Consider the following 26,598-nt stretch of genomic DNA (forward strand, 5'->3'; position numbering starts at 1 on the left):
ATGTGGTGGGTGCTCCAACCCCCCACGGTATGCGACGGGATGGAGTGAACCCACCCTCGCAAACCTTGCTGCTTTTCGCGAACAGCGATACGTTCGGTGTGGTTCTGGAAGCACAGAGTGAAGGCGGTGGGGCCTGTGTCCTTGTCCCGGCAGCAGCGTTTCCCTCGCGCGCGCACCTCGGTGCGTGCTGCCAGGCAGTTCGTCGGTGACACGCTCGCCGAGTGGGGTGCGCACGAGCGGCGGGACGACATGCGGCTCTGCGTTTCGGAGCTCGCTTCGAACGCCGTGCTGCATGGAGTTCCGTGGGGGCGTGAGTTCTCCGTCCGCATTGGCCAAGGGGCGGGGATCCTGTGGCTCGAAGTGCGCGACAGCGGGCCGGGTCGCCCGACTGTGCAACACCCGGAACCTGACGCCGAGCGGGGTCGGGGGCTCTGGCTGGTGACCGCCCTCGCGGACGAATTCGAGATCCGCGATGACCCGGTCGGTAAAACGGCCTGGGCTCGGTTCAAGTCGCCTTGAGTCCGGGCCGAGATATCGGCGTTCCCATTGCCCGCCGCCTCCGCGCATCGAGGGGGCGGGCACCTTCCAGGACGGCTACTCCGGCTGGACCACCGTGGCGCCCCAGCGTATGGACGGGGACGAGGCCTTCACCTCGGCGCCGAAGCCGCCCTTGAGGCCGGTGCCGAGGGGGACGGTGACACGGGCCGGGCTGCCGGACGGGCAGTCCAGGGTGAAGGGCGCCGGATTCCGGTCGGGGTGATCGTCGAGACGGAACGTGACCTCGATGCTGCCGCCGCCCTCGCAGGCGAAGGTGGTGAACCCGTCGAGCCACGGCGCCAGCCCGCCCGAGACGAAGCCGCCGTCACCGACCTGCTCCTGGACCCAGATCAGGCCGTCCGGCCCCGGATACCCGATGAGTTCCTCGCCCGCATGGGACTGGCCGGCCCCGAGCGTCATCGCCAGAGCGGCGCCGGCGGCAGCGAGCGTGACCACCCCACGGGCCCCGGACGCGTGCGTGTGCTTCATGTTTCCCCCATGAGTTCGCGAACGTGTTCGACGCGAACCACGCTAACCGGCTCCACCGACAACACCCCCGGAGCCGGACGGACGGGGGCCCGACCGGGGTTCACGGAGCCGGCGCCGACCGGGCGGCCAGGGCAGCCAGCGCGGAGCGCGTCGTGACGCCCGTCTTGCGGTAGATGTGCGCCAGGTGGGTGTCGACCGTACGCGGGCTCAGGTAGAGCCGCGCCGCGATGGCCGGGGTCGTCAGCCCCTCCGTCACCAGGGCGGCGATCTGCCGCTCGCGGGGCGTGAGCAGGGGGAGCGGCGCGGCAGCCGGGGCCGGGGGTGCCTGCTCCGGCGGGGGGAACAGGTCCGCGAGGCCCGTCAGCAGGCGGGCCCCGCCCGCCTCCGCCAGCCCCCGCGCCCGCCGCCACAGGGCCGCCGCCCCCTCCGGGTCACCGGCCAGGCCCGTCAGGCCGGCGGCCGTCAGCAGGGCCTGCGCCTCCCAGAGGGTCGCGCCCACCCGCGCCGACTCCACGGCCGCCCGGACGTAGTGCTCCGCCGCCGGGCCGGGCTCGCCCCGGGCCGCCAGTACGGCGCCCGCGCTGCGCAGCGCCGAGGCCCGCTGGGCGGCCAGCCCCAGCCGCTCGGCGTCCGCCGCCGCCCGGTCGGCCCACTCCTGCGCCTGCGCCGGCTCGCCCGCCGCGACCGCCGAGTGCACCAGCGCCTCCAGGAACAGGGGCCGCATCGTCGGTTGGAGCCCGGTGAGTTCCGGACCCCGACCGGCCCGCAGCATCGCGGACCGGGCCCGCCGGTGGTCCCCGGCGTACAGCGAGGCGTAGCTCAGGACGCACCAGGCCAGCGAGGTCCACCAACTGCTGCGCGAGCCGGCCAGCGCGACCCCTTCCTCGGCCGTCGCCAGGGCGGCGCCGTCGCCCGGCGGCAGGGCCGCCAACATCACCTGGGCCTTGTTGCCGACGACCAGCGCGAGGAGTTCGTCACTGCCGATGCCGCGGGCGATGCCCTCCGCCTCGTCGCACAGTTCCAACGCCGACACCAGCCGGCAGGAATTCATGCGCACGACCGCCTTGCACAGCAGGAGGTGCGGCAGCAGGTGGAGGGGGCCGACGCGACGGGCGAGGGCGAGCCCCCGGTCGGCGTGCCGCTCCGCCTCCGGGTAGCGGTCCAGGTAGAACTCCGTCCACGCCAGCCGGGCCAACGACTCCGACAGTTCTGGCAGCTCGTACCCGGTCAGCGCGTCGACGCGGGCCGCGGCCCGGTCGGCCAACCGCCGGGCCGTCGCCGGATCCCCGCCGTACGTCTCCCCGAGGGCGGCCGTCGTCAGCGCCCCCGCCGCCGCCGGCTCGTTGCCCAGCCGCAGCGCCAGCCCGTAGGTGCGCAGTACGTCGCCCCGCACCTCGGAGTAGGCCAGCGCGTGCGGAGCGGACGAGCCCAACTCCAGTCCCAGGGCCAGCGCGTCGGCAGGGGCGGGCGCCGGTCGACGCGACAGCTCACGGCGCAGCAGCGCCACCGCCGCCCCGTAGTCCCCGAGGTGGCGCTCCATCGAGGCACACAGGGTCACGGCGGCGGACCGCAGCCCGCCGTCCTCGGCGGCGTCGACCCGCGCGATCAGCTCGTACAACACGCTCCGGCTCTCCCGCAGCTCACCGCACACGCTCAACGCGCGCGCCCGCCGCAGCAGCAGTTCCCGGCGCCGTGCGCCGTGTTCGGGGGTGTCCGGCAGCATCCCCAACACCACCCCGAGCCAGTGGGCGCAGCTCGCGGGGGCGGTGGTCCGCGCCTCGTCGGCCGCCTCCAGCAGGGTCGCCGCCGCCCCGGGGTCCCAGCCCGTAAGCGCCCGCTCCACGTGGTGGGCGCGCACGGACGCGGACGCGTTCGCCCCGGTCAGCACGGCCGCCGCCCGGCGGTGCATGCCGGTGCGGCGCCGGTGCTCGGTGTTCTCGTACACCACGGACCGCAGCACCGGATGCCGCAGCGACCAGCTCCCGCCCGGGCCCGGGCGCAACAGGTCCCGGCCGATCAGGACGTCGAGGTCGGCGTCGAGGGTGGTGTGGGCGGCGGTGCCGGCGGGCACGCCGGGGCCCGGCGCCGCGCCGGTGAGCACCAGCATCGGCGTGGTCGCCTGGTCGCCGAGCACGGCCACCGCCTCGGCGGTACGGCGCTGGGTGGCGGTGAGCGGGGTCAGCTCGTCCAGCAGCAGCGCGGTCAGGCCGCCCGTGGGCACGGCCGGTCCGGTGGCCTGGCCCTGGAGCAGGGCGAGGAAGTACAACGGATTGCCGCCGCTCGCCGCGTACAGCCGGGCGGCGCGCGCGGGAGGCAGGGTCGGGGCGAGGCGCGCCACGCAGTCCCGTTCCGGGAGCGGCCCGAGGCCCAGCCGCAGCACGGCGCCCGTGTCGATGCCCCGGGTCAGCGCGGCGTCCAGCGAGGGCGAGGTCTGCCGGTCGCGCCGCGCCCCGATGACGACGACGGGGGCGGGCACGGGATGGCGCACCAGGTGGTCGAGGAGCTCCAGGGAGGCCGGATCGGCCCAGTGCAGGTCGTCCAGGGCGATGAGGAGCCCGGCCCCGCCGCGCCCGCCCAGCCCGGTCAGCAGTCGGGACGTCGCGCGGTGCGCGGCGAACCGGTCGGCGGCGGCCCCCTCCCCGCCGTCCGGACCGGCCCCCGTCGCGGCGAGGACCGGGGCCGCCGGGCCCTCGCCGGCCAGGCCGTGCAGCAGCTCCGGATCCAGATCGGCGAACGCGTCGGTGAACACCCGGAAGGGGATGTGCCGCTCGTACTCCGTGGCCCGCCCGCGCAGTACGGTCAGCCCGCGCCGGGCGGCCCGCCGGCACACCTCGGTCAGCAGCCGGCTCTTGCCGATGCCCGCCGCCCCGGTGAGGTCGACGATGCCCGGCGGCGCGCCCGCGCCCGCGATCACCTCGTCCAGCCGGTCCAGTTCGGCCCCCCGGCCCACCAGTGGCGTCGTTCCGTGCAGCATCGCGCCCTCCCCGGGGACAGCGGTACCCGCAATCGGGTCCGGGGATACGTAGGCGGTCCTACGGATGCCGCCGCCGCGGATCGGCCGGCAGCATCGGAAGAGTTCCCGGCCGCGCCCGACGAGGAGGCCGCATGCGCCGATTACCCGTTTCCGCCGTGCCGTTCCTGACTGCTTCGCTCCTGGCCGTACCGCTCCTGGCGGTGACGGGCTGCGGGGGCGATTCCCGGGTCGGGGCGGAGCCGTCCCGCTCCACCACGTACGACCCCGCGACGCCCACGCCGCCGGCCCCTTCGTCGCCCGCCCCGAGCCCGTCGCCCACCTTCGCGTGCGTGCCCACGGCCGGCATGGACGACGCGCAACGCCTCGACTACCTCAAGAACCTGAAGCACAACGACCGGCCCCTGGACCCCGCCCTGTTCATCCTGGACGACGGCGTCATGATCTTCCCGGCGGACGACAACCGTTCCTGCGAGCCGGTGCCCGTGAAGGTGAGTCACTTCTGGGTCGAGACGACGAAGATCCCGGGCGGGCCCACGCCGACGCCGAGCCGGTTGACCCTGCCACCCCTGCCACCCCTGCCGTCCCTGACGGGAGGTCTCGGCGCGCGGCCCACCGCCGAGCCCGACCGGTACGCGTTCGCGTACGAGCCCATCAACACCGTCACGGTCGGCGTGGGCCCGCAGGAGGGTTTCGCCCACGGCGGGAGCGCACCGCCCGCCGTCAAGAAGTGCTCGGGCACCCTGTCCGTCGTCCACGTCGGCGAGGAGATCACCATGGACGACCTCCCGGACGAACTGAGCTTCACCAGCGGCGGATCCGTCTCGCTGGACTGGACCTCGGTGGACCTCGACGTGGACCGGGCCCTCGACGCGGTGTTCGTACCACCGTCGGACGCGAAATCCTGCTGACCGGAACGCCGGCGACCGGACGGCGCGCCACGGGGGTGCACGCCGTCCGGTCGCGGTCGCGGTCTCGGTCGCGGTCTCGGTCCGGCCCCGGCCCCGTCCCCGCCGCGGTCCCGGGCTGCGGCAGGGGCCCGATCGGGGCCCCGACGCGGCCCGGAGGGTCGGTTCGCTCGTGCGGGTGACGGGGAGGCGGTCCCACCCGCCACGGCGTCAGGAACGCCGCAACCGAAAGTCGTTCCGGTGCGGGGACCCTGGGGCCGGACGGACCATCCGCGCCGCCCACGGCCCCGGCAGGGCGGCCGCGCACTCTGGTAACTCTGGGCCCCATGCCCTCCCGAACGCTGCTGCGCCGCCTGTTGGGCGCCGCCCTCCTGCTGCCCGTCGCGTCCCTGTCACCCGCCGTCGGCGCCGCCGCGGACGAGCGGACCGTCGACTACCAGGGGCTGCGCCTGGACCTCCCCGCCGACTGGCGGGTCATCGACCTCGACCGGCACCCCGAGACGTGCCTGCGCCTGGACGTGCCCACCCTGTACCTCGGACACGCCGGCACCCAGAGCGAATGCACCGGCAGGGCCGCCGCCACCCGCGCCGACACCCTCCACCTGGAGCCGATCGCCGGAACCCCGCCGCGCGCCGACATCCCCACCCTCGCGGTCGACGGGGGCCGGGCCCTGCCCCCGGCCCGGGGCGACAGCAACGAGGTGCGGTACGCCCTGCGCCGCTCCGGGGTGATGGCCACCCTCTCCTACGGGGCCGAGCCCGACACCGTACGGGGCCTCCTGGCGCGGGCCGTCGCGGCCGGCCGGGCCCCGGCCGGGGCCGAGGGCGCCGCCACCCGATCGCGGCCGGCCGCCCCCGTCGCGGGCGCCGTCCGGGCCGCCGTCCGGGCCGCCGTTCGGGCGCCCCGCTCCGCCCAGGAGGCCTTCACCGGCGAGGGGTTCGACGCCTGCACCGCCCCGACCCAGCGTTCGATGGACAGCTGGCGGGCCGGCTCACCCTTCCGGGCGGTCGGCGTGTACATCGGCGGCCGGGCCCGGGCCTGCGCCCAGCCGCAGCTGACGGCGGCCTGGGTCCGCCGGCAGGCCGCCGCGGGCTGGCACCTGATGCCGATCTGGGTGGGCCCGCAGCCCTGGCACAGCAAGAGCACCGGGCTGTCGACCGACCCGTCCCGGGCGAACGAGCAGGGCAGGGCCGCCGCCGACGGGGCGGTGGACGCGGCGCGTTCGCTCGGACTGCCCGAGGGCACGGTGCTCTACAACGACCTGGAGAACTACTCCGACCGCGCGACCTGGGACGCCCCCTCGGTGGCCTACCTCACGGCGTGGACGGTCCGGCTGCACGAGCGGGGTTTCCGCTCGGGGGCGTACGTGGCCGCGAGCTCCGGCGTGAAGGCGCTCAGCGCCCACTACCACCAGGCCCCCCAGGCCATGCCCGACGTGCTGTGGGGCGCCCAGTGGAACGGCGCGGCGTCGGTCTCCGACAAGGACATGGGGCTGACCGGGCGCACCCCGCAGTGGGTGGGGCCGCGCCGGGCCCACCAGTTCCGGGGCGACCACGACGCGACGTACGGCGGGGTGACGCTCAACATCGACCGGAACTGGCTGGACGTCGACCCGGCCGCGCTGGGACCCGTCGTCGCCCTCCCGTCGCTCAGCTGACGGACGGCCGCTCGCCCGGTGGGTCCTCGCGGGGAGGCTCGTCGTCGTTGCCCCGGCGCAGGGTGCGCACGCCGCCCGCCGGGGTCCACGCACGCACCACCAGGTCGTCGCCGTCCACGCCGATGTGGACGACCTCGGTCAGGTCGGCGTGGAAGAGGTGGAAGGGGTGCGGGCTCTCCGTCTCCTCCGCGTAGCGGTGCAGCTCCGGCGGGTCGACGATCTCGACGGCCCGACCGGAGATCCGTACGTCCCCGTCGGGCATCGTTTCGCCCTCACCGGGGTTGGTGTGCAGGGCGAACCGCGGATCGCGCCGGAGGTCCATGGCCTTCATGGACCCCGCCATCATGCCGAGCCACAGTTCGCCGCCGCGGAACTCCACGTTGAGGCCCGCCACCCGGGGGGAGCCGTCCTTGCGGAGGGTGGCGAGGACGTGGTGCGGGAACTGGGCGAAACGGGCCCGGACGGCCGCCGCGAATTCGGGTTCCGCCGTCTCGAACGCGGACCAGTTGTTCGTCGTCATCCCTCCATCAAAGCGCGAGGGGTCGACGACGGGCGGTCAGGCGCGCACGATCCCCGCCGCGCGGGCCGCGACGAGCCATTGCGGGAACTCGCCGAGGAGCCGGTCGTAGAGTTCCGAGTCCGCCATCGCCCGCGGGTCGGCGCCGGCGTGGAAGTAGCCGGCGTTGTCCACCACCCGTTTCGCGGGGACGGGCAGTTCGTCCAGCCTGCGCAGGAAGTCGAACTGGTTGCTGCGGGTGTTGCCGAAGCCGACGAACTGCCAGAACAGCGGAAGACGGGCCGCCTTGCACAGGTACCTCTCCGCCGCGAGCCTGCTGAGCGGGCCGCCGTCCGTCTGGAAGACGACCAGGGCCGGTTCGCCCGCCCCCGAGTCCAGGTAGTGGTCGATGACGGCTTCCATCGCCGCGTCGTAGGACGTCCTCCCCATGTGGCCGAGGCCGGAGACGATCGCGTCGATGCGGCCCTCGTGCCCGCCGAGGGTGATCTCCTCGACGGCGTCGACCTCGGTGGAGAAGAACACCACCGGGATCCGCCCGTCGTCGTCCAGGTGTGCGGACAGGCCCAGGACCCGGTCGGCGAGGGCCTGGACGCTGCCGTCGCGGTAGTACGGGCGCATCGACCCGGAGTGGTCGAGGACCAGGTACACCGCGGCGCGCCCGCCCTCCAGGCCGTGCTTGCGCAGCGAGACCCCGGCGCTCTTGTACAGGTTCACCAGGGACGGAGCGGTTTCCCGCACCTTGCGGAGGTCGATCGCGCTGCCCGTCATGGCCCCGAGGGTACGTCAGGCCGGGGGAGCGAATCCGAGCATCGCGGCAAGCCGTTCCCGGTGCACGGCCGGCGTCCCGAACAACTGGCCGCAGCCGTGGGCCCGCTTGAAGAAGAGGTGGGCCTCGTGTTCCCAGGTGATGCCGATGCCGCCGTGCAGTTGGATCATCTCGCCCGCGACGTACGCGAACGCCTGTGTGCACGCGGACCGGGCGGCCGCCGCGAGCTCCGGCGGGGCGCCGGCGACGGCCGCCGCCACGGCGAGGGCCCGGGAGGTCTCGACGGCGGTGTGCATGTCGGCGAGGCGGTGTTTGACCGCCTGGAAGGAGCCGATGGGGCGGCCGAACTGCAGGCGGTCCTTCGCGTGGGCGACCGTCACCTCCAGGGCCCGCGCGGCGGCCCCCGACTGTTCGGCGGCCAGCGCGGTGCACGCCGCGTCACGGACCCGCTCCAGGACCGCCCCGCCGTCCGCGGACAGCAGCCGGGCCGGGGTGCGGTCCAGGGTCAGCTCCGCGAGCGGCCGGCTCGGGTCCATCGTGGACCGTACGGTGAACCCGGCCGGCGGGGCGGTGAGTTCGTACAGGCCGAGCCGGCCGGTGTCCCCGTCGCGGGCGAACGCCAGGATCAGGGAGGGCTCGGCCGGGCCCGCCATGACGTACCGCTTGACGCCCGTGAGCAGCGGGTCGGCACCCCCGGCCGACTCGGCCCGGGTACGCAGGTCTGCGGCTTCCCAACTGCCGCGTCCGCCGCCCTCCTCGGGTTCCTCCGCCCAGGCCAGCGCGCCCACCGCGGAGCCCTCCGCGAGCCGCGGCAGGTGTTCCTCGCAGGCCCGCCGGTCCCCGGCCGCGAGCAGGGCCTCCACGGTGAGCACCGCCGAGCCCAGGTACGGCACGGGGCTCAGCGTGCGGCCCAGCTCCGCCATCACCACCCCGGTCTCGGCCGGTCCGCAGCCCAGGCCGCCGTACTCCGGGGGCACCGCCAGCGCGGCAGCGCCGACCTGCCCCGTCAGCGGCGACCAGGCGGCGTGGCCGGGATGCCGGGCGAGGACCGCCCGTACGGCGTCACGCAGTTGCTCCTGCTCCGGGGTCGGGTCGAGGGGCGTCGGGTCGGGGGAGCTCACGCGGACTCCTCTCGCGCGGTGCGGCGCAGTCCGGCCTTCAGCAGCTTGCCGCCCGCGTTGCGCGGGAGTTCCGGCAGCAGGGTGAAGCGCCGGGGCACCTTGAAGTTGGCCAGCCGCTCGCGGGTCCAGGCGGTGAGTTCCTCGGTGGTGACCGGGGCGGTGGTGACCACGAAGGCGACCCCGACCTCGCCGAGGCGCTCGTCGGGGGCGCCGACGACGGCGGCGTCGGCGATGGCGGGGTGGGTGAGCAGGACGTTCTCCACTTCGGCGGGGTAGGCGTTGAAGCCGCCGACGACGTACATGTCCTTCAACCGGTCGGTGATGGAGAGGTAGCCCCGGGAGTCCAGGACGCCGACGTCCCCGGTGCGCAGCCAGCCGCCGGGCAGGATGGCCTCGGCGGTGGCCGCCGGGTCGTCCAGGTAGCCCGGGGTGACGTGGTAGCCGCGGACCTGCACCTCACCCGGCTCCCCGGCGGGCAGCACGGCCCCGAGCGGGCCGGTGATGCGGACCTCGGTGTCGGGCAGGGGCGGGCCGACGGTGTGCGCGACGGTCCGGGCGTCGGCGTCGGTGGGGCAGACGGAGACGACGCCGCCGGACTCGGTCAGTCCGTAGGCGGTGAACACCTCCGGGGCGCCGAGCTCGCCGCGGATCTCCTCGACGAGGGAGGCGGGAACCGAGGCGGCCCCGGTGCCGGCCAGGCGCAGCGCCGAGAGGTCGTGGGCGGCCCGGTCGGGGTGGTGGATCAGGCCGTGGAAGACGGTCGGCGGGCCCATCAGGCAGGTGACCCGTTCGGCGGCCATGCGGGTCAGGACGCGGTCGGCGTCGTAGCGTTCCTCGGGGAGCATGGTGGCCCCGCGCAGCAGGCAGGCGAGGATCCCGGCCTTGTAGCCGAAGGTGTGGAAGAACGGGTTGACCAGCAGGTACCGGTCGCCGGTGCGCAGGGTGACCAGGTCCGACCAGGAGGCGTACAGCCGCACGCTCTGGCCGTGGGTGGTCATCACGCCCTTCGGCCGTCCGGTGGTGCCGGAGGTGTAGAGGAGGTCGCCGAGGTCCTCGGGGCGCACGCGGGCGGCCCGGGCCGCGCGTTCGGAATCGGGCACGGACTCCCCGGCGGCGAGGTACGCCCCGTACGACTCCGGGCCGCTGCCGCCGCGCAGGATCACGGTGGAGGCGAGCGCCCCGAGGTCCTCGCCGGAGGCGTGCAGGTCGCGGGCGTAGTCGGTGCCGAGGAAGCCGCGTTCGGTGAACAGGACGCGGGCGCCGCTGCGGCGGATGATGTCGGCGGCCTCGGCGGGCTTGTAGCGGGTGTTGACCGGGACGAGTACGGCGCCGACGCCGACCGCGCCGAGGGCGGCGGTGATCCAGTGGCGGCTGTTGGGGGCCTGTACGGCGACCCGGTCGCCGGGCCGGATGCCGTGCGCGACGGCCGCGCGGGCCGCGGCGGCGATCTCGGCGGCCAACCGGTCGAAGCTCCAGCGGACCTCCCCGTCGGCCAGTGCCTCGCGCTCCCCGTACGCGGCGGCGGCGTACTGGGGGAGCAGGGCGAGCGTGGCGGGCGGCGGGGGCGGCCCGGGGGTCATCCGCGGTGTCGGCGGGGGCACTTGCGGGGTCTGGCGGGGGCTGGTCACGAACCCTCCCTACTTGACGAGCGAGCGTGGGCGGTATCCAATCACAGCTGTTTCGGTTAGGCATATACCTAGTAGGAACAACCTTCTCGGGAGGCCCCTCATGTCGACCCCCACCACTTCGTCCACCCCGCCCGACCCCCGCCCGACCCGCGCGCCCTCCGGCCCCGGGAGCGCGGACATGAAGGCGGTCCTGTCCAGCTTCTGCACGGGTGTCGCCGTCATCACGGCGTGCGGGAGCGACGGCCGCCCCGTCGGGATGGCCGTGCAATCCTTCTCGTCCGTCTCGCTCGACCCGCCGCTGGTCTGCTTCTGCCCGGCCCGCACCTCGGCCACCTGGCCGCGGATCCGCGCCGCGGGAGCCTTCGCCGTCAACATCCTGGCGGCGGACCAGGAGGCGTTGTGCCGCCGCTTCGCCGTCACCGGCGGCGATAAGTTCGCCGATGTCCCCTGGCGGCCGGGCACGGTGGGCGCGCCCCTGCTCGACGGGGTCCTCGCGACCGTGGAATGCGCCCTGGAGGACGTGCTCGACGGCGGCGACCACCTCATCGCGCTCGGCCGCGTCACCACGCTCACGGCCCACCGCGACGGTGCGCCGCTGCTCTACTTCCGGCGCTCCTACGGGCGCTTGCCGGACTCCGGGGCGAGGGCGTCGATGTCCTCCAGCATGGCCGCGGCGAGGTCCCGTTCGGAGGCGTAGTAGCGCTCGGCCCACTTGAGGGTGAGCGCGGGGTACGCCCATGCCGCCTCGTCCTTCGCGCCCTCGGTGTCGGCCACCGCCCGACGGCGCATCTTCTCGGCGAACTCCTGGTGCCCGAGCAGCACTTCGCGCATCCGCTCCGGCTCCAGCAGGTGGCCCAGCCACATCCGCAGCATCGGTCCGTGCTTGAGCACCGGCGGGTCCACGGGCGCCTCGCGCGCCCACTCCCGAACGGCCGTCATGCCCTCGTCGGTGATCCGGTAGACGCGCTTGTCGCGGGTGCCGGTGTCCTGGGCGATCAACCGCGAGGTGGCGTAGCCGGCCTTCTCCAGTCGCTTGAGCTCGCTGTAGATCTGGCTGAAGGACGGGCTCCAGTAGAAGAAGCGCAGGGACCAGTCCGACCACTTCTTCAGGTCGTAGCCCGACAGCTCCTCGCCGAAGGAGAGCAGCCCGAGCACCGCCCAGCTGGTCGCGGGGAGCGTGCGCCTGTTCGTCTCGTCTGCCACGCAGCGCAGTCTACGACCGCTCCCCGCAGTGCTCTTCCCCCCGAAGGGCATGACTGCTAGAAGTATTCCTATTAGAAATACATGCGCAGGTCCCGGACGGAGGAACCTCACCGTGAAGTTCTCGATGATCTTCGAGGCGCAGCTCGTCGACCCCACCCCCGAACGCGAACGCCGGGTCATCCACAATTGCGTCGAACAGGCCGTCTTCGCCGAGGAGATGGGCTTCGACCGGATCTGGGCGGTCGAACACCACTCGCTGACCCAGTACGCCCACATGAGCGCCTCGGAGATCTTCCTGACCTGGGTCGCCGCCCGGACGCGGAAGATCCGCATCGGCCACGGGGTGGTCACCATGCCCTTCGGCTACCAGCACCCCGTCCGCGTGGCCGAGCGGGCCGCCATGCTCGACGTGCTCTCCGGGGGCCGCGTCGACATCGGCGCGGGCCGCGGGGCCACCCGCCAGGAGATGTCCATGTACGGGGTGCGCCCCGAGGACACCTACCCGCAGATGGAGGAGGCGCTGCGGATCTTCTCCGCGGCCTGGCGCGAGCCGGAGTTCGAGTGGCACGGCTCCATCGACATCGGCCCCGGGGCCATCCTGCCCCGGCCCGTGCAGGACCCGCACCCGCCGCTGTTCATGGCCTGCTCCAAGCACGACACCCTCAAGCTCGCCGCCGAACTGGGCATCGGCGCCCTGGTGATGGGCTTCGCCGGCGCCGATGACGTGCGCGCCATGCGGAAGGTCTACGACGAGGCCATCGCCGCCCGCACCGGCGAGCGCCTGGTGTCGAGCGAGGTCAACGACCACCTCTCCGCGCTGTGCCCGACGATCGTCCTCGACGACGCCGAACGCGCCCTGCGGCTGGGCACCCGCGGGCAACGGTTCTTCGCCGAGTCCATCGCCCACTGGTACGGCAACGCCCCCGCGCCCACCGGATACGCGGAGGACGAGGACGCCGCCTCCCATGTCGCCGCCCTCGCCCAGGGCCGCGAGGAGCTCGTCGCCCGTCTCCACGAGGCGAACATCCCGGCCCGCCCGGTCGACACCGGCACCTACAACGCGGAACACGCCTACGGCAGCGCCGAGACGGCCATCGCCTACGTGGAGCAGCTCCGCGAGATCGGCGTCGACGAGGTCATGTGCCTGATCCAGATGGGCACCGTGCCGCAGGAGGCCTGCATGGAGACCATCCGCCAGTGGGGCGAGAAGGTCATCCCGCACTTCCGCGCCCTGGAACTGGAGGGCTGAGCCGTGATCTCGCTGGACGGGAAGGTCGTCGTCATCACCGGCGCCGGGCGCGGACAGGGCGCCGCGGAGGCCCGGCAGTGCGTGGAGGCGGGGGCGCGGGTCGTCGTCACCGACATCCGGGAGGAGGAGGGTCGGGCGGTCGCCGCGGAACTCGGCGACCGGGCGGTCTTCGTCCACCACGACGTGGCCGACGCCGAGAGCTGGGCCGGTGTGACCGAGGCCGCGGTATCGGCCTTCGGCACGGTCTCGGCGCTCGTCAACAACGCCGCCCTGTGGCGCACCGCGCACGTCGAGCAGCAGAGCGTCGAGGGCTTCGAGACGCTGCTGCGGGTCAATCTGCTGGGGCCCTTCCTCGGCATCCGGGCCGTGGCACCCCTGTTGCGGGCCGCCGGCGGCGGCTCGATCGTCAACATCTCCTCCACGGCCGGACTCGTCGGGATCCGGGGCCACGCCGCCTACGGCTCCACCAAGTTCGCCCTGCGCGGGCTGACCCGCTCGGCGGCCCTGGACCTGGCCGGGGACCGCATCCGGGTCAACTCCGTGCACCCGGGAGCCGTCGACACCCCGATGGTGGCCGGGGCCGTCTCCGGCCGGGACTGGTCGCACGTGCCGCTCGGGCGGATGGGCCGCCCGGGGGAGGTCGGCGAGCTGGTGCTGTTCCTGTGCTCGGACGCCTCCTCGTACGTGACGGGCGCCGAGTTCGCGGTCGACGGGGGGCTGACCGCCGGATGAGCGCGGACTCCCTGTCGCCGGCGGCCCGGCTGCTGTGCGACGCGATGACGGCCGGCTTCCCCGGCCCCGGTGACGTGGATGCCCTGCGCGCGGCGGCCGTGCCCGGCCCGCCCGGCCCGGAGGTGGCCTCCGTGCGCGACACCGTCGCCGCGGGCGTCCCCGTACGGATCTACGACCCCGCGCCGGGCGCCGAGGGGAGGCCGCTGTCCGTCTGGTTCCACGGCGGCGGCTGGGTGATGTGCGGGCTGGACACCCACGACCGGCTCTGCCGCGAACTGGCCCTGGCCTCCGGCGCGGTGATCGTCTCGGCCGACTACCGGTTGGCCCCCGAACACCCCTGGCCGGCGGCGGCCGACGACGCGCTGACCGTGTTGCTGTGGGCCCGGGCCGAAGCGACCGCGCTGGGCTGCGACCCGGCGCGGGTGGTCGTCGGGGGCGACTCCAGCGGCGGCAACCTGGCCGCCGTCACCGCGCTGCGGGCGCCGGAACTCGTCGCCGGACAACTGCTGGCGTACCCGCCGCTGGACGCCTCGATGGGCTCCGGGTCCGTGACCACGTACGGGCGCGACCACTTCCACACCGCCGCCCACATGGCCTGGTACTGGGACCAGTACGGCGGCGACCCGGCGCACCCGCACGTGTCCCCGCTGTGCGCCCCCGACCTGGCCGGACTGCCGCGCACGCTGATCGTCCTCGCGGACTGCGACCCGCTGCGGGACGAGGGGCTTGCGTACGGCCGCCGGCTGGGGGAGGCGGGCGTGGACTGCGAGGTCCGGCTCCACCCGGGCGTCTTCCACGGCTTCCTGGGACTGCCGCTGCCGGCCGGCGCGGCGGCCCGGTCCGGAATGGCCGCCTGGCTGGCGACGACGCCGTGACCTGGCGGGGCCGGGCGGGCGGTGGGGGCGGGGCAGACGGGAGTTCGATGACAGACCCCGGCAGGGGGGTGCAACTACCGCTGTGCTACGGCCCCGCCCTTGTGGTGGATGTTACGGGGGCGGGCTCCACCCGGCCGGCGTCGGGAGGGGTCCGGCATGATGTGTCCATGCCTGGATTTCTCCTGCGCGCCTGCCTGCTCCTCGCCGTGGAGGCGGGGGCCGCCCTGCTGTTGTCCGAGGTCGGGGCGCCCTGGATCCCCGTTTTGCTCGCCGTGTTCGTCCTCGGCTCCGCCGTACCGCACGGAACGCGGGCGGAGTTCACCGCCCGCTTCCTCGTCGCCCTCACCGCGGTGGGGGTCGCCCGGCTCGGGGCCACCGTTTGGGAGCAGTACGGCGGCCCGGCCGAACCCTTGGCCGCGCGGGCCGGTCTCGTGGCGTTGCTGTTGCTCCAGACCGTGACCCTGCTGCACCTCTCCCGCAGGCCGTCCCGCCGCTGAAAACCGCTCGCGGCCCGCATCCCCGTCCGCGTAGCTTCTGGCCCCATGTTCCCGTCCACGGCACCCACCACCACCCTCTGGCGTCCCACCGGCCCCGTCGAGCTCGACCTGGTCCGCGCCCTCGACCATCGCGCCTGGCCGCCCCGACTGCCCGAGCAGCCGATCTTCTACCCGGTGCTGAACGAGGACTACGCGACCCGCATCGCCCGGGACTGGAACGTCCGGCACTCCGGCGCCGGTTACGTGACCCGCTTCGAGGTGGACTCCGCCTTCCTGGAGCGCTACCCGGTCAGGCAGGCGGGCGGCGAGACGATCCTGGAGCTGTGGGTCCCCGCCGAGGAGCTCCCCGAGTTCAACGCGCACATCGTCGGCCGCATCGAGGTCGTGAGCGAGTTCCACTGAGCCGACCCGACCGCGTCCGGACCCCCGGCGCCGGACCGCCGGCGCCGGACCCCCGCCCGGTTGCCCGAAAGGGCTGGTGGGCGGGGGTCCGGCGGGCGAACAATGGGGGATGACCACACGCGCCCGCTCGTTCGACAGAGTCGCCGCCCTCTACGCGGCGCACCGCCCCGGCTACCCCGAAGGCCTGTACGACGCCGTCGAGGAAGTGTCCGGCCGGCCGCTCGCCGGCGCCCGGGTGGCCGACGTCGGGGCGGGCACCGGCATCGGCACCGGGCCGATGCACGCGCGCGGAGCCCGGGTGCTGGCCGTGGAGCCCGGGGACGGCATGGCCGCCGAGTTCCGGCGGGCGCTCCCCGCGGTCCCCGTCGTCCGCGGGGACGGCGACCGGCTGCCCCTGGCGACGGGTGCCTTCGACCTCGTCACCTACGCCCAGGCCTGGCACTGGACCGACCCCGCCCGGGCCGTGCCCGAGGCCCGACGCGTCCTGCGCCCCGGCGGCTCGCTCGCGATCTGGTGGAACGACTCCGACGAGTCCGTGCCCTGGGTCGCCGAACAGGGCGCCCGCATCCGCGCGTTCTTCGCCGCCGACGGCGCCACCCACTTCCGCACCCTCCCCCGGGGCATCGGCGTCGACTTCGTCTCCCGGACCGTCGGCTGGTCGCGCCGCATCCCCCTCGAAGCGCACCTCGCGAACCTCTCCAGCCACTCCGGTTTCCTCCTGCTCGGCGAGGAGGCCACCCGCGCCTTCATGGACGCCGAACGCACCCGGCTCCAGCGCCTCTTCCCGGCCGGAACGATCGAGGAGCCGTACGTCGTCTCCCTCCACGTGGCCCGCCTCGGCTGACCACCGCGCCCACCCACCCGTCCACCCACCGGCCCGCGCCCCCTCACCCCGGGGCGGACACCATGCCCGTGCCCGCCCGCCGGGTGCCCCGGGCTACGCCCCCCGGCCGAGGCCCCTGACCACCTCCGTGCGGCAGGCGGCGGGCGTGCCCCAGGCGTCGCGCAGCGGGCGCGCCTTGCGCAGCCACAGCGACAGGTCCAACTCCTGGGTGTAGCCGATCGCACCGTGGACCTGGAGCGCAGTCAACGCCGCCCCGTACGCCGCCTCCCCGGCGGTGAGCTTCGCCGCCGCGACCTCGCCCGGCTCCAGGGACAGCGCCGCCGCCCAGACCAGCGGTCGGGCGAACTCCAACGCCAGCAGGGTGTCGGCCAGCCGGTGCTTCACCGCCTGGAAGCCGCCGATCGGCGTTCCGAACTGATGGCGCTGCTTCGCGTACTCCACCGTGTCCGCCAACAGTGCCTCGCCGAGGCCCAGGCACTGCGCCGCCGTCAGCAGCCGCGCCCAGCGCAGCGCCTCCCCGGCCGCCGCGGTGACGGCCGGTCCGGCCGCGAGCAGTTCGCCGCCCACCGGCACCGACAGCCGGCGGGCCGGGTCCAGGGAGGCCGACGGTTCGCCGGGGCCCTCCGAAAGCCGCAGCTCGCCCGCGGCGGACACGGTGAACCGGTACGCGGCGGCGTCGGCGTCCAGGGCGTACGGGGAGCCGCCGGGCAGGGTCAGCGTGGCCAGGGACGCGCCCGAGATCATCGCCGGCAGGAAGCGCTTCGCCTGCGCGTCGTCGCCCAGCCGGGCGAGCAGCACCGAGGCGGCCGCGGTCTCCACGACCGGCCCCGCCACCCCCGCCCGCCCCAGCTCGACGAAGCCCAGGGCCAGTTCCACCGGCAGCGGCCCCAGGCCCCCCAGTTCCTCGTACGCCTCCGGCACGGCCAGCGCGAACAGGCCCGTGTCCGCGAGCCGGGACCACAGTGCCCGCCCCGGCCCGTGGTCGCCGTCCGCCCAGGCCCGGACCGTCGCCGGGACGGCGGCCGTGCCGAGCAGGGAGCGCAGGGTGCGGGCGAAGTCCGACTGTTCGTCGGTCGGCTGGAAGCGCATCAGCGGCGGCCCTTCGGGAGGCCGAGCAGCCGCTCGGCGATGATGTCGCGCTGGATCTCGTTGGTGCCCGCGTAGATCGGCCCGGCCAGCGAGAACACCCACGGCTCGGCCCACGGGCCGTCCGCCAGCTCCGCGTCCGGACCGAGCAGGTCCAGGGCGGTCTCGTGCAGGGCGATGTCGTACCGGGACCAGAACACCTTGTTCAGACTGGACTCGGCACCGATCGCGGAGCCCGCCGCGAAACGGGTCGCGCCCGCCCAGGTGAACAGCTCGTACGCGCGCGCCCCGACCACCGCGTCCGCGACCCGGTCGCGCAGCGCGGTGTCCGCGGGATCGCCCGCCCGCTCCCAGAGGTCCACCAGCCGGCCGGCCGCCGCGAGGAAGCGTCCGGGGGAGCGCAGGGTCAGGCCGCGTTCGTTGCCGGTGGTCGACATGGCGATCCGCCAGCCCTGCCCGGGCTCCCCGATGACGTCCTCGTCCGGTACGAAGACCCCGTCGAGGAAGAGTTCCGCGAAGGCCGGCTTCCCGTCGAGCCGCCCGATGGGCCGCACCGTCACGCCGGGCGCCCGCAGGTCGAACATCAGGTACGTCAGCCCCTGGTGCGGTTTCGGCGCGTCCGGGTCCGTGCGGAAGATGCCGAAGGCCCGGTCCGCGAAGGCGGCCCGCGAGGACCACGTCTTCTGCCCGGACAGCAGCCAGCCGCCCTCGGTGCGCACGGCGCGCGAACGCAACGACGCCAGGTCCGAACCGGACTCCGGCTCCGACCAGGCCTGTGCCCAGATCACCTCGCCGCTCGCCATGGGGGGCAGTACCCGGGCCCGCTGCTCGGCGCTCGCGTGGTCGAAGAGGGTGGGGGCGAGCAGGCTGATGCCGTTCTGCGCGACCCGGCCGGGCGCCCCGGCCGCCCAGTACTCCTCCTCGAAGATCAGCCACCGTTCGATGTCCGCGCCCCGGCCCCCGTACTCCTCGGGCCAGGACACCGCCGACCAGCGGCCGGAGTGCAGCCGGGCCTCCCACGCGCGGTGTGCGGCGAAGCCCTCCTCCGTCTCCAGGGAGGGCAGGGGTTGGGCGGGGACGTGCGCCCGGAGCCAGGTGCGGGCCTCGGCCCGGAAGTCCTCCACGTCCGCCGGGTGATCGAGGTCCATCAGCCGTTCGCCTCCTTCATGGCGGCGACGTTCATGCCGCCGAGCGAGTCCGCCGCCGTCTCGGCGTTGTGGGAGTGCGCCAGGTGGTGCAGCCCGAACACCGAGTCCATGCCGGCGTGCAGGCCCTGGAGGTCCTCGGCCTGGTTGACGGCCCGCTTGGTCAGGGCCAGTCCGAAGCCCGGCATTTCCGCGATCCGCAGCGCCAGCCGGTCGGTCTCGGCGGCCAGGGCGTCCCGTTCGACGACCCGGTTGACCATGCCGATCTCGTACGCGCGCCGGGCCGACATCCGGTCGCCGGTGTACAGGAACTCCTTCGCGACGCGGGGCGGCATCGCCCACGGGTGCGCGAAGTACTCGACGCCCGGGATGCCCATCCGCACCACGGGGTCCGCGAAGAAGGCGTCCTCACCGGCGACGATCAGGTCGCACACCCAGGCCAGCATCAGCCCGCCCGCCACGCACGCCCCCTGGACCGAGGCGATCATCGGCTTGGGCAGCTCCCGCCAGCGCCGGCACATCCCCAGGTAGACCTCGGACTCCCGGGCGAAGCGGGCTTCGGCGCCGGTCCGGGTGCTGTGGTCCCACCACAGTCCGGCCCGCCGCTCGAAGGGCAGGTGGGCGTCGCGCCCGGGCGTGCCGATGTCGTGGCCCGCGGAGAAGTGCTCGCCGGCGCCGGCCAGGACGATCACCTTGACCTCGGGGTCGTCGGCGGCCCGGTAGAAGGCCTCGTCCAGGGCGTAGGTCATCGCGCTGTTCTGGGCGTTGCGGTAGCGGGGGCGGTTCATGGTCACGTACGCGACCGGGCCGCGGCGCTCGTGGAGCACCGGCGCGGCGGAGTCGTCAGCGGGCATACCGACATCCTTCCCTAACAAGTGTTTGGTAGGTTAACGTACGGCCATGAGCAGCGTCGAGGAGTTCCGCACCGAGGTGCGGAGTTGGCTCCGCACCCACCTCACCGGGGAGTTCGCGGCCCTCAAGGGGCGCGGCGGACCCGGCCGCGAACACGAGGCCTTCGCCGAACGCCTCGCCTGGGAACGGCACATGGCGGCCCACGACTGGACCTGCCTCGGCTGGCCCGAGGCCCACGGCGGCCGCGGCGCGAGCACGGAGGAACAGCTCGCCTTCCACGAGGAGTACGCCCTCGCCGACGCCCCCGCCCGCGTCAACCACATCGGCGAACAGCTCCTCGGCCCCACCCTCATCGCCCACGGCACCCCCGAACAGCAACGCCGCTTCCTGCCCGCCATCCGCGCCGTGCGGGAACTGTGGTGCCAGGGCTACAGCGAACCCGGCGCCGGCTCCGACCTCGCGGGCGTCCGTACCCGAGCCGCCCTCCGGGACGGCGCCTGGGTCGTGGACGGACAGAAGACGTGGACCTCCCTCGCCCACGAGGCCCGGTGGTGCTTCGTCCTCGCCCGCACCGAACCGGGCTCCCACCGCCACCGGGGCCTGTCCTACCTCCTGGTCCCCATGGACCAGCCCGGGGTCGAGGTCCGGCCCATCACCCAACTCACCGGCACCTCCGAGTTCAACGAGGTCTTCTTCGACGGCGCCCGCACCGACGCCTCCCACGTCGTCGGCGCCCCCGGCGACGGCTGGGCCGTCGCCATGGCCACCCTCGGCTACGAACGCGGCGTCTCCACCCTCGGCCAGCAGGTCGGGTTCCGCCGCGAACTCGAAGCCCTCGCCGACCTCGCCCGCCGCAACGGCGCCCTCACCGACCCGCGGATCCGCGACCGCCTCGTCCGGGCCTGGATCGGCCTGGAGACCATGCGCGCCACCGCCCGCCGCCCCGGCACCGCCCCCTCCACCGCCAAGCTGTACTGGGCCCGCTGGCACCGGGACCTCGGCGAACTCGCCATGGACGTGCTCGGCGCCGCCTCCCTCGTCGCGAACGGCGCCCACGGGGACCCGTACGACCTCGACGACCAGCAGCGCCTCTTCCTCTTCTCCCGCGCCGACACCATCTACGCCGGCTCCGACGAGATCCAGCGCAACCTCATCGCCGAGCGGATCCTCGGCCTTCCCAAGGAGGTACGGGCGTGAACGCTCCCCAGCAGGTCGCCCCCCACGGACTCCTCGCGGACCGCACCGCCGTCATCACGGCCGCCGCCGGCGCCGGCATCGGCGGCGCCACCGCCCGCCGCTTCCTGGAGGAGGGCGCCCGCGTCCTCATCAGCGACGCCCACGCCCGCCGCCTCAAGGAGACCGAGGACGCCCTCGCCGCCGAGTTCGGCGCCGCCCGCGTCACCTCCCTGCCCTGCGACGTCACCGACGAGGAACAGGTCCGCGCCCTGTTCGCCCTCGCCGAGCAGACCCACGGCAGCCTCGACGTCGTCGTCAACAACGCCGGCCTCGGCGGCACCGCCGACCTCGTCGACATGACCGACGAACAGTGGGACCGCGTCCTCGACGTCACTCTGAACGGCACCTTCCGCTGCACCCGCGCCGCCCTGCGCTCCTTCAAGGCCTCCGGTCGCGGCGGCGCCGTCGTCAACAACGCCTCCGTCGTCGGCTGGCGCGCCCAGCGGGGCCAGGCCCACTACGCCGCCGCCAAGGCCGGCGTGATGGCCCTGACCCGCTGCGCCGCCCTGGAGGCCGCGGACTTCGGCGTCCGCGTCAACGCGGTCGCCCCCAGCCTGGCCATGCACCCGCACCTGGTGAAGGTCACCAGCGAGGAACTGCTCACGGAACTCACCGCCCGCGAGGCCTTCGGCCGGTACGCCGAGCCCTGGGAGATCGCCAACGTCATCGTGTTCCTGGCGAGCGGCTACTCGTCGTACATGACGGGCGAGACCGTGTCGGTCAGCAGCCAGCACGCGTAGACCGAGAATGGGCCCGTGCCAACGAACAAGCCGACGAACCAGCAGACCGCCAAGAAGAAGCCGCAGGTGACCGCGTCACCCGAGCGGCGCCGCGAACTCCTCGACACCGCCGCCGAGGTCTTCGCCGCGCAGGGCTACAACGCCACCACCGTCCGGAAGATCGCCGACGCCGCCGGCATGCTCGCCGGCAGCCTCTACTACCACTTCGATTCCAAGGAATCGATGCTCGACGAGATCCTGTCCGCCTTCCTGAACGAACTCTGGCAGGGCTACGACACCGTCCTGGCCGCCGGACTCGGCCCCAGGGAGACCATCGAAGCCCTCGTCACCGAGTCCTTCCGGGAGATCGACCGGCACCGCGCCGCCGTCGCCATCTACCAGAAGGAAGCCCGCACCCTCTCCGCCCAGCCCCGCTTCCACTACCTCTCCGACTCGCAGCAGAAGTTCGAGAAGGCCTGGCTCGGGACGCTGGAGCGGGGGGTCGAGGCCAAGGTCTTCCGCACCGACCTCGACATCCGCCTCACCTACCGCTTCGTCCGCGACACGGTCTGGGTCGCGGCGTCCTGGTACCGGCCCGGCGGACAGCACAGCCCCGAGGAGATCGCCCGCCAGTACCTGTCCATGGTGCTCGACGGGATCGCCCTGCGTACCTGACCCGAACAGAGGAGACCCGATGCCCGAGGCCTACATAGTCGAAGCGGTCCGCACCCCGGTGGGGCGGCGCGGCGGCGGCCTGTCCGCCGTCCACCCCGCCGATCTCGGCGCGCACGTGCTCAAGGCGCTGGTCGAACGCTCCGGGATCGACCCGGCAGCCGTCGAGGACGTGGTGTTCGGCTGCCTCGACACCGTCGGACCCCAGGCCGGGGACATCGCCCGGACGGCCTGGCTGGCGGCGGGCCTGCCGGAGGAGGTCCCCGGCGTCACCGTCGACCGCCAGTGCGGCTCCTCGCAGCAGGCCGTGCACTTCGCGGCCCAGGGCGTCCTGTCCGGCACCCAGGACCTGGTGGTCGCGGGCGGCACCCAGAACATGTCGATGATCCCGATCGCCTTCGCCTCCCGACAGGCGGCGGAGCCGCTGGGCCTCACCGAGGGCCCCTACGCCGGCTCGGCCGGCTGGCGCGCCCGCTACGGCGACGCCCCCGTCAACCAGTTCCACGGGGCCCAGCTCATCGCCGAGAAGTGGGGCATCACGCGCCGGGACATGGAGGAGTTCGCCCTGCGCTCCCACCGGCGCGCCCTGCGGGCCATCGACGAGGGCCGCTTCGAGCGGGAGACCGTGCCGTACGGGGACGTGCGCGTCGACGAGGGCCCGCGCCGCGACACCACCCTGGAGAAGATGGCCGGTCTCAGGACCGTCGTCGAGGGCGGCACCATCACCGCCGCCGTCTCCTCCCAGGTCTCCGACGGAGCGGCGGCGATGCTGATCGCCTCCGAGCGGGCCGTCCGCGAACACGGACTGCGGCCCCGCGCCCGCATCCACCACCTGTCCGTACGCGGCGAGGACCCGATCCGGATGCTGTCGGCGCCGATCCCGGCCACCGCGCACGCCCTCAAGAAGACCGGCATGTCACTCGCCGACATCGACCTGGTCGAGATCAACGAGGCCTTCGCCCCCGTGGTCCTGGCCTGGCTCAAGGAGACGGGGGCCGACCCCTCCCGGGTGAACGTCAACGGCGGCGCCATCGCCCTCGGCCACCCGCTGGGCGCCACCGGGGTCAAGCTGATGACCACCCTCCTGCACGAACTGGAACGCTCCGGAGGCCGCTGGGGCCTCCAGACCATGTGCGAGGGCGGGGGACAGGCCAACGTGACGATCATCGAGCGGCTGTAGCTCCCCGGGCCGCGCCCGACCCGCCCCCCGGGCCCCTCCCACCACCCGTCCCGACCTGCTCCGGAAGCCTTCCGGGGCAGGTCACCCGCCCGGGGCAGCGCTCCCCGGCGGACGTGTGCTAGCTTAGAGCTCGTTGCAGTTGTGGTACCCATGAACTTTATGTGCGCCTGACGGGAATGCTCCGACAGGCGCTTTAATTGTTTTTACCGGAGTCTCCGGATGGGGCCCTTGCCGCCTATTCAGGAGATTCAAAATGGCACTTGGCACCGTGAAGTGGTTCAACTCGGAAAAGGGCTTCGGCTTCATCGAGCAGGACGGTGGCGGTCCGGACGTGTTCGCCCACTACTCGAACATCGCCACCCAGGGCTTCCGTGAGCTCCAGGAGGGCCAGCGCGTGTCCTTCGACGTCACCCAGGGCCAGAAGGGCCCCCAGGCGGAGAACATCATCCCCGCCTAATTTCTTCAGCATGCCGGGGTCCGCGCCGTGAGGTGCGGGCCCCGGCTTGTCTGCTGTCTCGACCGCGTTTGCACGACCGCGTCTCAGCGTTTTACCTGCCGGTATCAGGAGGGCATTTTCCGCATGACCAGCTCCAGCTCCGCACGACCCAGCCGCCGCCCCACCCGGGGTCGAGGTACGGCCCAGGGGCGTCCGAAGGCTGGCGCGGGACGGCAGAAGTCCGCCCCCGTGGCCCGGCCGCAAGAATTCACCATGCCCGAACCGCTGACCCCGGCCCTGCCGCCGGTCGCCGCGTTCGAAGACATGGACATGCCCGAGGCGCTGCTGAAGACCCTCGCCGCCCAGGGCGTGACCGAACCCTTCCCGATCCAGGCCGCCACGCTGCCGAACTCCCTCGCCGGCCGTGACCTGCTCGGCCGCGGCCGCACCGGCTCCGGCAAGACGCTGGCCTTCGGCCTGGCCCTGCTCGCCCGCACCGCGGGCCGCCGCGCGCAGCCGAAGGCACCGCTCGCGATGGTCCTCGTACCGACCCGCGAGCTCGCGCAGCAGGTGACCGACGCCCTGGCCCCTTACGCCACGGCCGTCAACCTGCGCATCGCGACCGTCGTCGGCGGCATGTCGATCAACCGGCAGTCCGGCGCCCTGCGCCGCGGCGCCGAGGTCCTCGTCGCCACCCCCGGCCGGCTGAAGGACCTCATCGACCGCGGTGACGCCGACCTCTCCCAGGTCTCCATCACGGTCCTCGACGAGGCCGACCAGATGACCGACATGGGCTTCATGCCGCAGGTCACCTCGCTCCTCAAGCAGGTCGAGCCCGAGGGCCAGACCATGCTGTTCTCGGCGACGCTCGACAAGAACATCGACAAGCTCGTCAAGATGTTCCTGCACGACCCGGTCGGCCACTCGGTCGACCCGTCGGCCGGCGCGGTCACCACCATGGAGCACCACGTCCTGTACGTCATGGACGAGACCGACAAGAAGGCCGTGGCGACGCGCATAGCCGCTCGCGACGGTCGGGTGATCATGTTCGTCGACACCAAGCGCGGGGTCGACCGCATGGTCAAGAAGCTCCTCGCCGACGGCGTACGAGCCTCCGGTCTGCACGGCGGCCGCTCGCAGCCGCAGCGCAACCGCACCCTCGACTGGTTCAAGACGGGCGAGGTCACCGCCCTGGTCGCCACCAACGTGGCCGCGCGCGGCATCCACATCGACGACCTCGACCTGGTCGTCAACGTGGACCCGCCCACCGACCACAAGGACTACCTGCACCGCGGCGGCCGCACCGCCCGCGCCGGTGAGTCCGGCAGCGTCGTCACCCTGGTGCTCCCCGACCAGAAGCGCGACATGACCCGCCTGATGTCGGACGCCGGCATCTCGCCGCGCACCGCGCAGATCAAGTCCTCCGACGAGGAACTGGCCCGCCTCACCGGCGCCAAGGCGCCCTCGGGCATCCCCGTGGTGCTGGAGGTGCCGCAGGCGACCCCGCCGAAGCAGCGCACCGGCTCGGGCAACGGCAACGGCGGCGGTTCGCGCCGTCGGTCCGGTGCCCCGCGCACCGGTGGCGCCGCGGGCGGCGCCCCGGCGGCCGGCGGCCGTGGCCGTCGCGCCGGTTCGGGCGGGACCGGGCAGGCTGCCGCGGCCGGCACGGGCCAGGCCCGTCGCGGCCAGGGCGGTCAGGGCGGCGGAACCGGCGGTTCCACCGGGCAGGGCCGGCGCACCGGGGGCGGCGCCTCCGGCGGCGCGGCCGCCGCGTCCGCGCGCAGCCGGGTCGGCTCCGCCGGACAGGGCCGCCGCCGGGCGGTCTGACCTCCGGGCGACGTACGACGCACCACAGGGCCGGGCGGCGCATCACGCGCCGCCCGGCCCTGTGCCGTCGTGCGGGCCCCGGGGGCCCGGTGCGGTTACCGGACCATCTTGGACTGGAGCTTCGCCAGCGTCCGCAGGTCCAGGCCCAGGCCCTGCGTCAGGTAGCCGTAGAAGCTGCCGTAGTCGGCCTCCAGCTGGGCGGTCGAGGCGTCCAGGTAGTCCTGCCGAACCTCCTGGAGCGGGATCAGCAGGTCGGGGTTCTGCATCCGGCCGGACTGCTTGAGGCCCGCCCGGACCTGGGCGTCGTAGGCACCGCGGAAGGTGTTGGACGCCAGGTAGTCGCCCTCGGCGGTCGCCTCGGGCACGGCCAGGGCGCGCAGCAGGACGTAACTCATCCAACCCGTACGGTCCTTGCCGGACGTGCAGTGGTACAGCAGCGGGCCCTGGCCGCCGTTGGCGATCTCCCGCAGCGTGGCCGCGAACTGCGCCCGGTTCTCGGGGCTCGTCACGAAGGTGCGGTAGATGTCCCGCATGTAGGCCTCGGCGCGGCCACCGCCCAGCATCTGTTCCTGCTTGACGGGGTCGCCGCTGCCGATCGCGCCGACGAGGGTTCCGTACAGGCCCAGGTCGCTGATCGGGCGGGCGGTGGCGGACAGGCCGGGCGGCAGCTTGTCGGCACCGTCGTACTGGACCTCCATCGGGATGCGGAAGTCGATGGCCTTCGTGAGGCCGAGACCGCCGACGGTGGTGATGTCCGTCGCGGTGAGCTTGCTGAGGGCGTCGGATCGGTAGACGAGCCCCTGGCGGACCCGACCACCGGTGTAGGTGCGGTAGCCGCCGATGTCCCGGACGTTGACGGCGCCCTGGAGCGGAATCTGGCGAATCTTTTCAGCCGACTGTTGCCGGTGCGGCTGGTGGTGCCGGGCAGTGACCCCGGCTCCCGGCGCCGGCTGCGCGGACGCGGAGGCGGGCAGGGTTCCGGCGGCGAGCACGGCGGCGGCCGCCGCGATCACCAGACGGATTCGGGCACGGCTCATGGGGGCGACTC

Annotated in this window: 27 protein-coding genes; 16 read left to right on the top strand and 11 right to left on the bottom strand. The window is 73.9% G+C overall.

All coding sequences use genetic code 11. The features are described 5' to 3' along the window. Window positions 1–135: 135 nt before the first annotated feature. Complete coding sequence (locus ACZ58N_RS11650) at window positions 136–519, top strand: ATP-binding protein (RefSeq protein ID WP_471157950.1); 384 nt, start codon at window positions 136–138, stop codon at window positions 517–519. A gap of 75 nt (window positions 520–594) precedes the next feature. Here the strand turns inward: ACZ58N_RS11650 and ACZ58N_RS11655 are convergent, their stop codons facing one another. Further along, window positions 595–1,026, bottom strand: coding sequence for a hypothetical protein (locus tag ACZ58N_RS11655; RefSeq protein ID WP_471157951.1), 432 nt, complete (start codon window positions 1,024–1,026; stop codon window positions 595–597). Between the two features lie 100 nt (window positions 1,027–1,126). Beyond that, window positions 1,127–4,000 (bottom strand): ATP-binding protein, encoded by a 2,874-nt coding sequence (locus ACZ58N_RS11660; protein WP_471157953.1) that lies wholly within the window; start codon window positions 3,998–4,000, stop codon window positions 1,127–1,129. Between the two features lie 131 nt (window positions 4,001–4,131). Between ACZ58N_RS11660 and ACZ58N_RS11665 the strand changes: the two genes are divergently transcribed. Then, a complete protein-coding gene (locus tag ACZ58N_RS11665) occupies window positions 4,132–4,908 on the top strand; it encodes a hypothetical protein (protein ID WP_471157955.1) in 777 nt (258 codons plus the stop codon). A 323-nt stretch (window positions 4,909–5,231) separates the two neighbouring features. Continuing rightward, a complete protein-coding gene (locus ACZ58N_RS11670; RefSeq protein ID WP_471157956.1) occupies window positions 5,232–6,563 on the top strand; it encodes a DUF1906 domain-containing protein in 1,332 nt (443 codons plus the stop codon). Here ACZ58N_RS11670 and ACZ58N_RS11675 read toward each other — a convergent pair. Genes ACZ58N_RS11675 through ACZ58N_RS11690 form a run of 4 tightly spaced genes read right to left on the bottom strand, consistent with a single transcriptional unit; the run spans window position 6,556 to window position 10,547 of the window. Then, entirely contained in the window at window positions 6,556–7,083 is a 528-nt protein-coding gene (locus ACZ58N_RS11675) for a pyridoxamine 5'-phosphate oxidase family protein (protein ID WP_471157958.1), read from the bottom strand. The two genes, ACZ58N_RS11670 and ACZ58N_RS11675, sit on opposite strands and share 8 nt — an antisense overlap. Window positions 7,084–7,119: 36 nt before the next feature. Further along, on the bottom strand, window positions 7,120–7,848 hold the full coding sequence (locus tag ACZ58N_RS11680; RefSeq protein ID WP_471157960.1) for a vWA domain-containing protein: 729 nt from the start codon (window positions 7,846–7,848) through the stop codon (window positions 7,120–7,122). Between the two features lie 15 nt (window positions 7,849–7,863). Next, on the bottom strand, window positions 7,864–8,967 hold the full coding sequence (locus tag ACZ58N_RS11685; protein WP_471157961.1) for an acyl-CoA dehydrogenase family protein: 1,104 nt from the start codon (window positions 8,965–8,967) through the stop codon (window positions 7,864–7,866). Beyond that, window positions 8,964–10,547: a FadD3 family acyl-CoA ligase gene (locus ACZ58N_RS11690; protein WP_471158312.1), complete on the bottom strand. Its 1,584-nt coding sequence runs from the start codon at window positions 10,545–10,547 to the stop codon at window positions 8,964–8,966. Before ACZ58N_RS11690 ends, ACZ58N_RS11685 begins: the two co-directional genes overlap by 4 nt. Window positions 10,548–10,695: 148 nt before the next feature. Between ACZ58N_RS11690 and ACZ58N_RS11695 the strand changes: the two genes are divergently transcribed. Next, entirely contained in the window at window positions 10,696–11,292 is a 597-nt protein-coding gene (locus ACZ58N_RS11695) for a flavin reductase family protein (RefSeq protein ID WP_471157962.1), read from the top strand. Here the strand turns inward: ACZ58N_RS11695 and ACZ58N_RS11700 are convergent. Next, window positions 11,211–11,849 (bottom strand): PadR family transcriptional regulator, encoded by a 639-nt coding sequence (locus ACZ58N_RS11700; protein ID WP_471157964.1) that lies wholly within the window; start codon window positions 11,847–11,849, stop codon window positions 11,211–11,213. The genes ACZ58N_RS11695 and ACZ58N_RS11700 overlap by 82 nt on opposite strands. Before the next feature lie 61 nt (window positions 11,850–11,910). Between ACZ58N_RS11700 and ACZ58N_RS11705 the strand changes: the two genes are divergently transcribed. The 6 genes from ACZ58N_RS11705 (at window position 11,911) to ACZ58N_RS11730 (ending at window position 16,397) form a co-directional block, all read left to right on the top strand. Beyond that, window positions 11,911–13,047: an LLM class flavin-dependent oxidoreductase gene (locus ACZ58N_RS11705; RefSeq protein ID WP_471157966.1), complete on the top strand. Its 1,137-nt coding sequence runs from the start codon at window positions 11,911–11,913 to the stop codon at window positions 13,045–13,047. Between the two features lie 3 nt (window positions 13,048–13,050). Next, window positions 13,051–13,779, top strand: a complete 729-nt coding sequence (locus ACZ58N_RS11710) for a glucose 1-dehydrogenase (RefSeq protein ID WP_471157967.1) — start codon at window positions 13,051–13,053, stop codon at window positions 13,777–13,779. Beyond that, window positions 13,776–14,654 carry an alpha/beta hydrolase gene (locus ACZ58N_RS11715; protein WP_471157969.1) on the top strand — a complete coding sequence of 293 codons (879 nt, stop codon included), beginning with the start codon at window positions 13,776–13,778 and terminating at the stop codon, window positions 14,652–14,654. Before ACZ58N_RS11710 ends, ACZ58N_RS11715 begins: the two co-directional genes overlap by 4 nt. Window positions 14,655–14,821: 167 nt before the next feature. After that, window positions 14,822–15,151 (top strand): hypothetical protein, encoded by a 330-nt coding sequence (locus tag ACZ58N_RS11720; protein ID WP_471157970.1) that lies wholly within the window; start codon window positions 14,822–14,824, stop codon window positions 15,149–15,151. 45 nt (window positions 15,152–15,196) lie between these two features. Continuing rightward, window positions 15,197–15,553: a hypothetical protein gene (locus ACZ58N_RS11725; protein ID WP_471157971.1), complete on the top strand. Its 357-nt coding sequence runs from the start codon at window positions 15,197–15,199 to the stop codon at window positions 15,551–15,553. A 109-nt stretch (window positions 15,554–15,662) separates the two neighbouring features. Then, complete coding sequence (locus ACZ58N_RS11730) at window positions 15,663–16,397, top strand: class I SAM-dependent methyltransferase (RefSeq protein ID WP_471157973.1); 735 nt, start codon at window positions 15,663–15,665, stop codon at window positions 16,395–16,397. 93 nt (window positions 16,398–16,490) lie between these two features. Here ACZ58N_RS11730 and ACZ58N_RS11735 read toward each other — a convergent pair whose 3' ends face one another. The 3 genes from ACZ58N_RS11735 to ACZ58N_RS11745 are packed head-to-tail and all read right to left on the bottom strand — an operon-like array spanning window position 16,491 to window position 19,482. Further along, a complete protein-coding gene (locus tag ACZ58N_RS11735) occupies window positions 16,491–17,486 on the bottom strand; it encodes an acyl-CoA dehydrogenase family protein (RefSeq protein WP_471157975.1) in 996 nt (331 codons plus the stop codon). Beyond that, entirely contained in the window at window positions 17,486–18,631 is a 1,146-nt protein-coding gene (locus ACZ58N_RS11740; RefSeq protein WP_471157977.1) for an acyl-CoA dehydrogenase family protein, read from the bottom strand. The genes ACZ58N_RS11735 and ACZ58N_RS11740 overlap by 1 nt, the downstream gene beginning before the upstream one ends. After that, window positions 18,631–19,482, bottom strand: coding sequence for an enoyl-CoA hydratase (locus ACZ58N_RS11745; protein ID WP_471157978.1), 852 nt, complete (start codon window positions 19,480–19,482; stop codon window positions 18,631–18,633). Before ACZ58N_RS11745 ends, ACZ58N_RS11740 begins: the two co-directional genes overlap by 1 nt. Before the next feature lie 46 nt (window positions 19,483–19,528). Between ACZ58N_RS11745 and ACZ58N_RS11750 the strand changes: the two genes are divergently transcribed. The 6 genes from ACZ58N_RS11750 (at window position 19,529) to ACZ58N_RS11775 (ending at window position 25,550) form a co-directional block, all read left to right on the top strand. Then, window positions 19,529–20,677, top strand: a complete 1,149-nt coding sequence (locus tag ACZ58N_RS11750; protein WP_471157979.1) for an acyl-CoA dehydrogenase family protein — start codon at window positions 19,529–19,531, stop codon at window positions 20,675–20,677. Continuing rightward, window positions 20,674–21,456: an SDR family oxidoreductase gene (locus ACZ58N_RS11755; protein WP_471157980.1), complete on the top strand. Its 783-nt coding sequence runs from the start codon at window positions 20,674–20,676 to the stop codon at window positions 21,454–21,456. Before ACZ58N_RS11750 ends, ACZ58N_RS11755 begins: the two co-directional genes overlap by 4 nt. A 15-nt stretch (window positions 21,457–21,471) precedes the next feature. Further along, window positions 21,472–22,110, top strand: coding sequence for a TetR/AcrR family transcriptional regulator (locus tag ACZ58N_RS11760; protein ID WP_471157981.1), 639 nt, complete (start codon window positions 21,472–21,474; stop codon window positions 22,108–22,110). Between the two features lie 19 nt (window positions 22,111–22,129). Continuing rightward, window positions 22,130–23,287 carry an acetyl-CoA C-acetyltransferase gene (locus ACZ58N_RS11765; RefSeq protein WP_471157982.1) on the top strand — a complete coding sequence of 386 codons (1,158 nt, stop codon included), beginning with the start codon at window positions 22,130–22,132 and terminating at the stop codon, window positions 23,285–23,287. Window positions 23,288–23,540: 253 nt separating this feature from the next. Then, window positions 23,541–23,744 (top strand): cold-shock protein, encoded by a 204-nt coding sequence (locus tag ACZ58N_RS11770; protein WP_030010141.1) that lies wholly within the window; start codon window positions 23,541–23,543, stop codon window positions 23,742–23,744. A gap of 123 nt (window positions 23,745–23,867) precedes the next feature. Continuing rightward, window positions 23,868–25,550 carry a DEAD/DEAH box helicase gene (locus ACZ58N_RS11775; RefSeq protein WP_471157983.1) on the top strand — a complete coding sequence of 561 codons (1,683 nt, stop codon included), beginning with the start codon at window positions 23,868–23,870 and terminating at the stop codon, window positions 25,548–25,550. 95 nt (window positions 25,551–25,645) lie between these two features. On the opposite strand, the gene ACZ58N_RS11780 is transcribed toward ACZ58N_RS11775, so the two are convergent. Continuing rightward, entirely contained in the window at window positions 25,646–26,587 is a 942-nt protein-coding gene (locus tag ACZ58N_RS11780) for a tyrosine-protein phosphatase (protein WP_471157984.1), read from the bottom strand. Window positions 26,588–26,598: the final 11 nt, after the last annotated feature.

The organism is Streptomyces sp. NPDC040432, assembly GCF_055595445.1.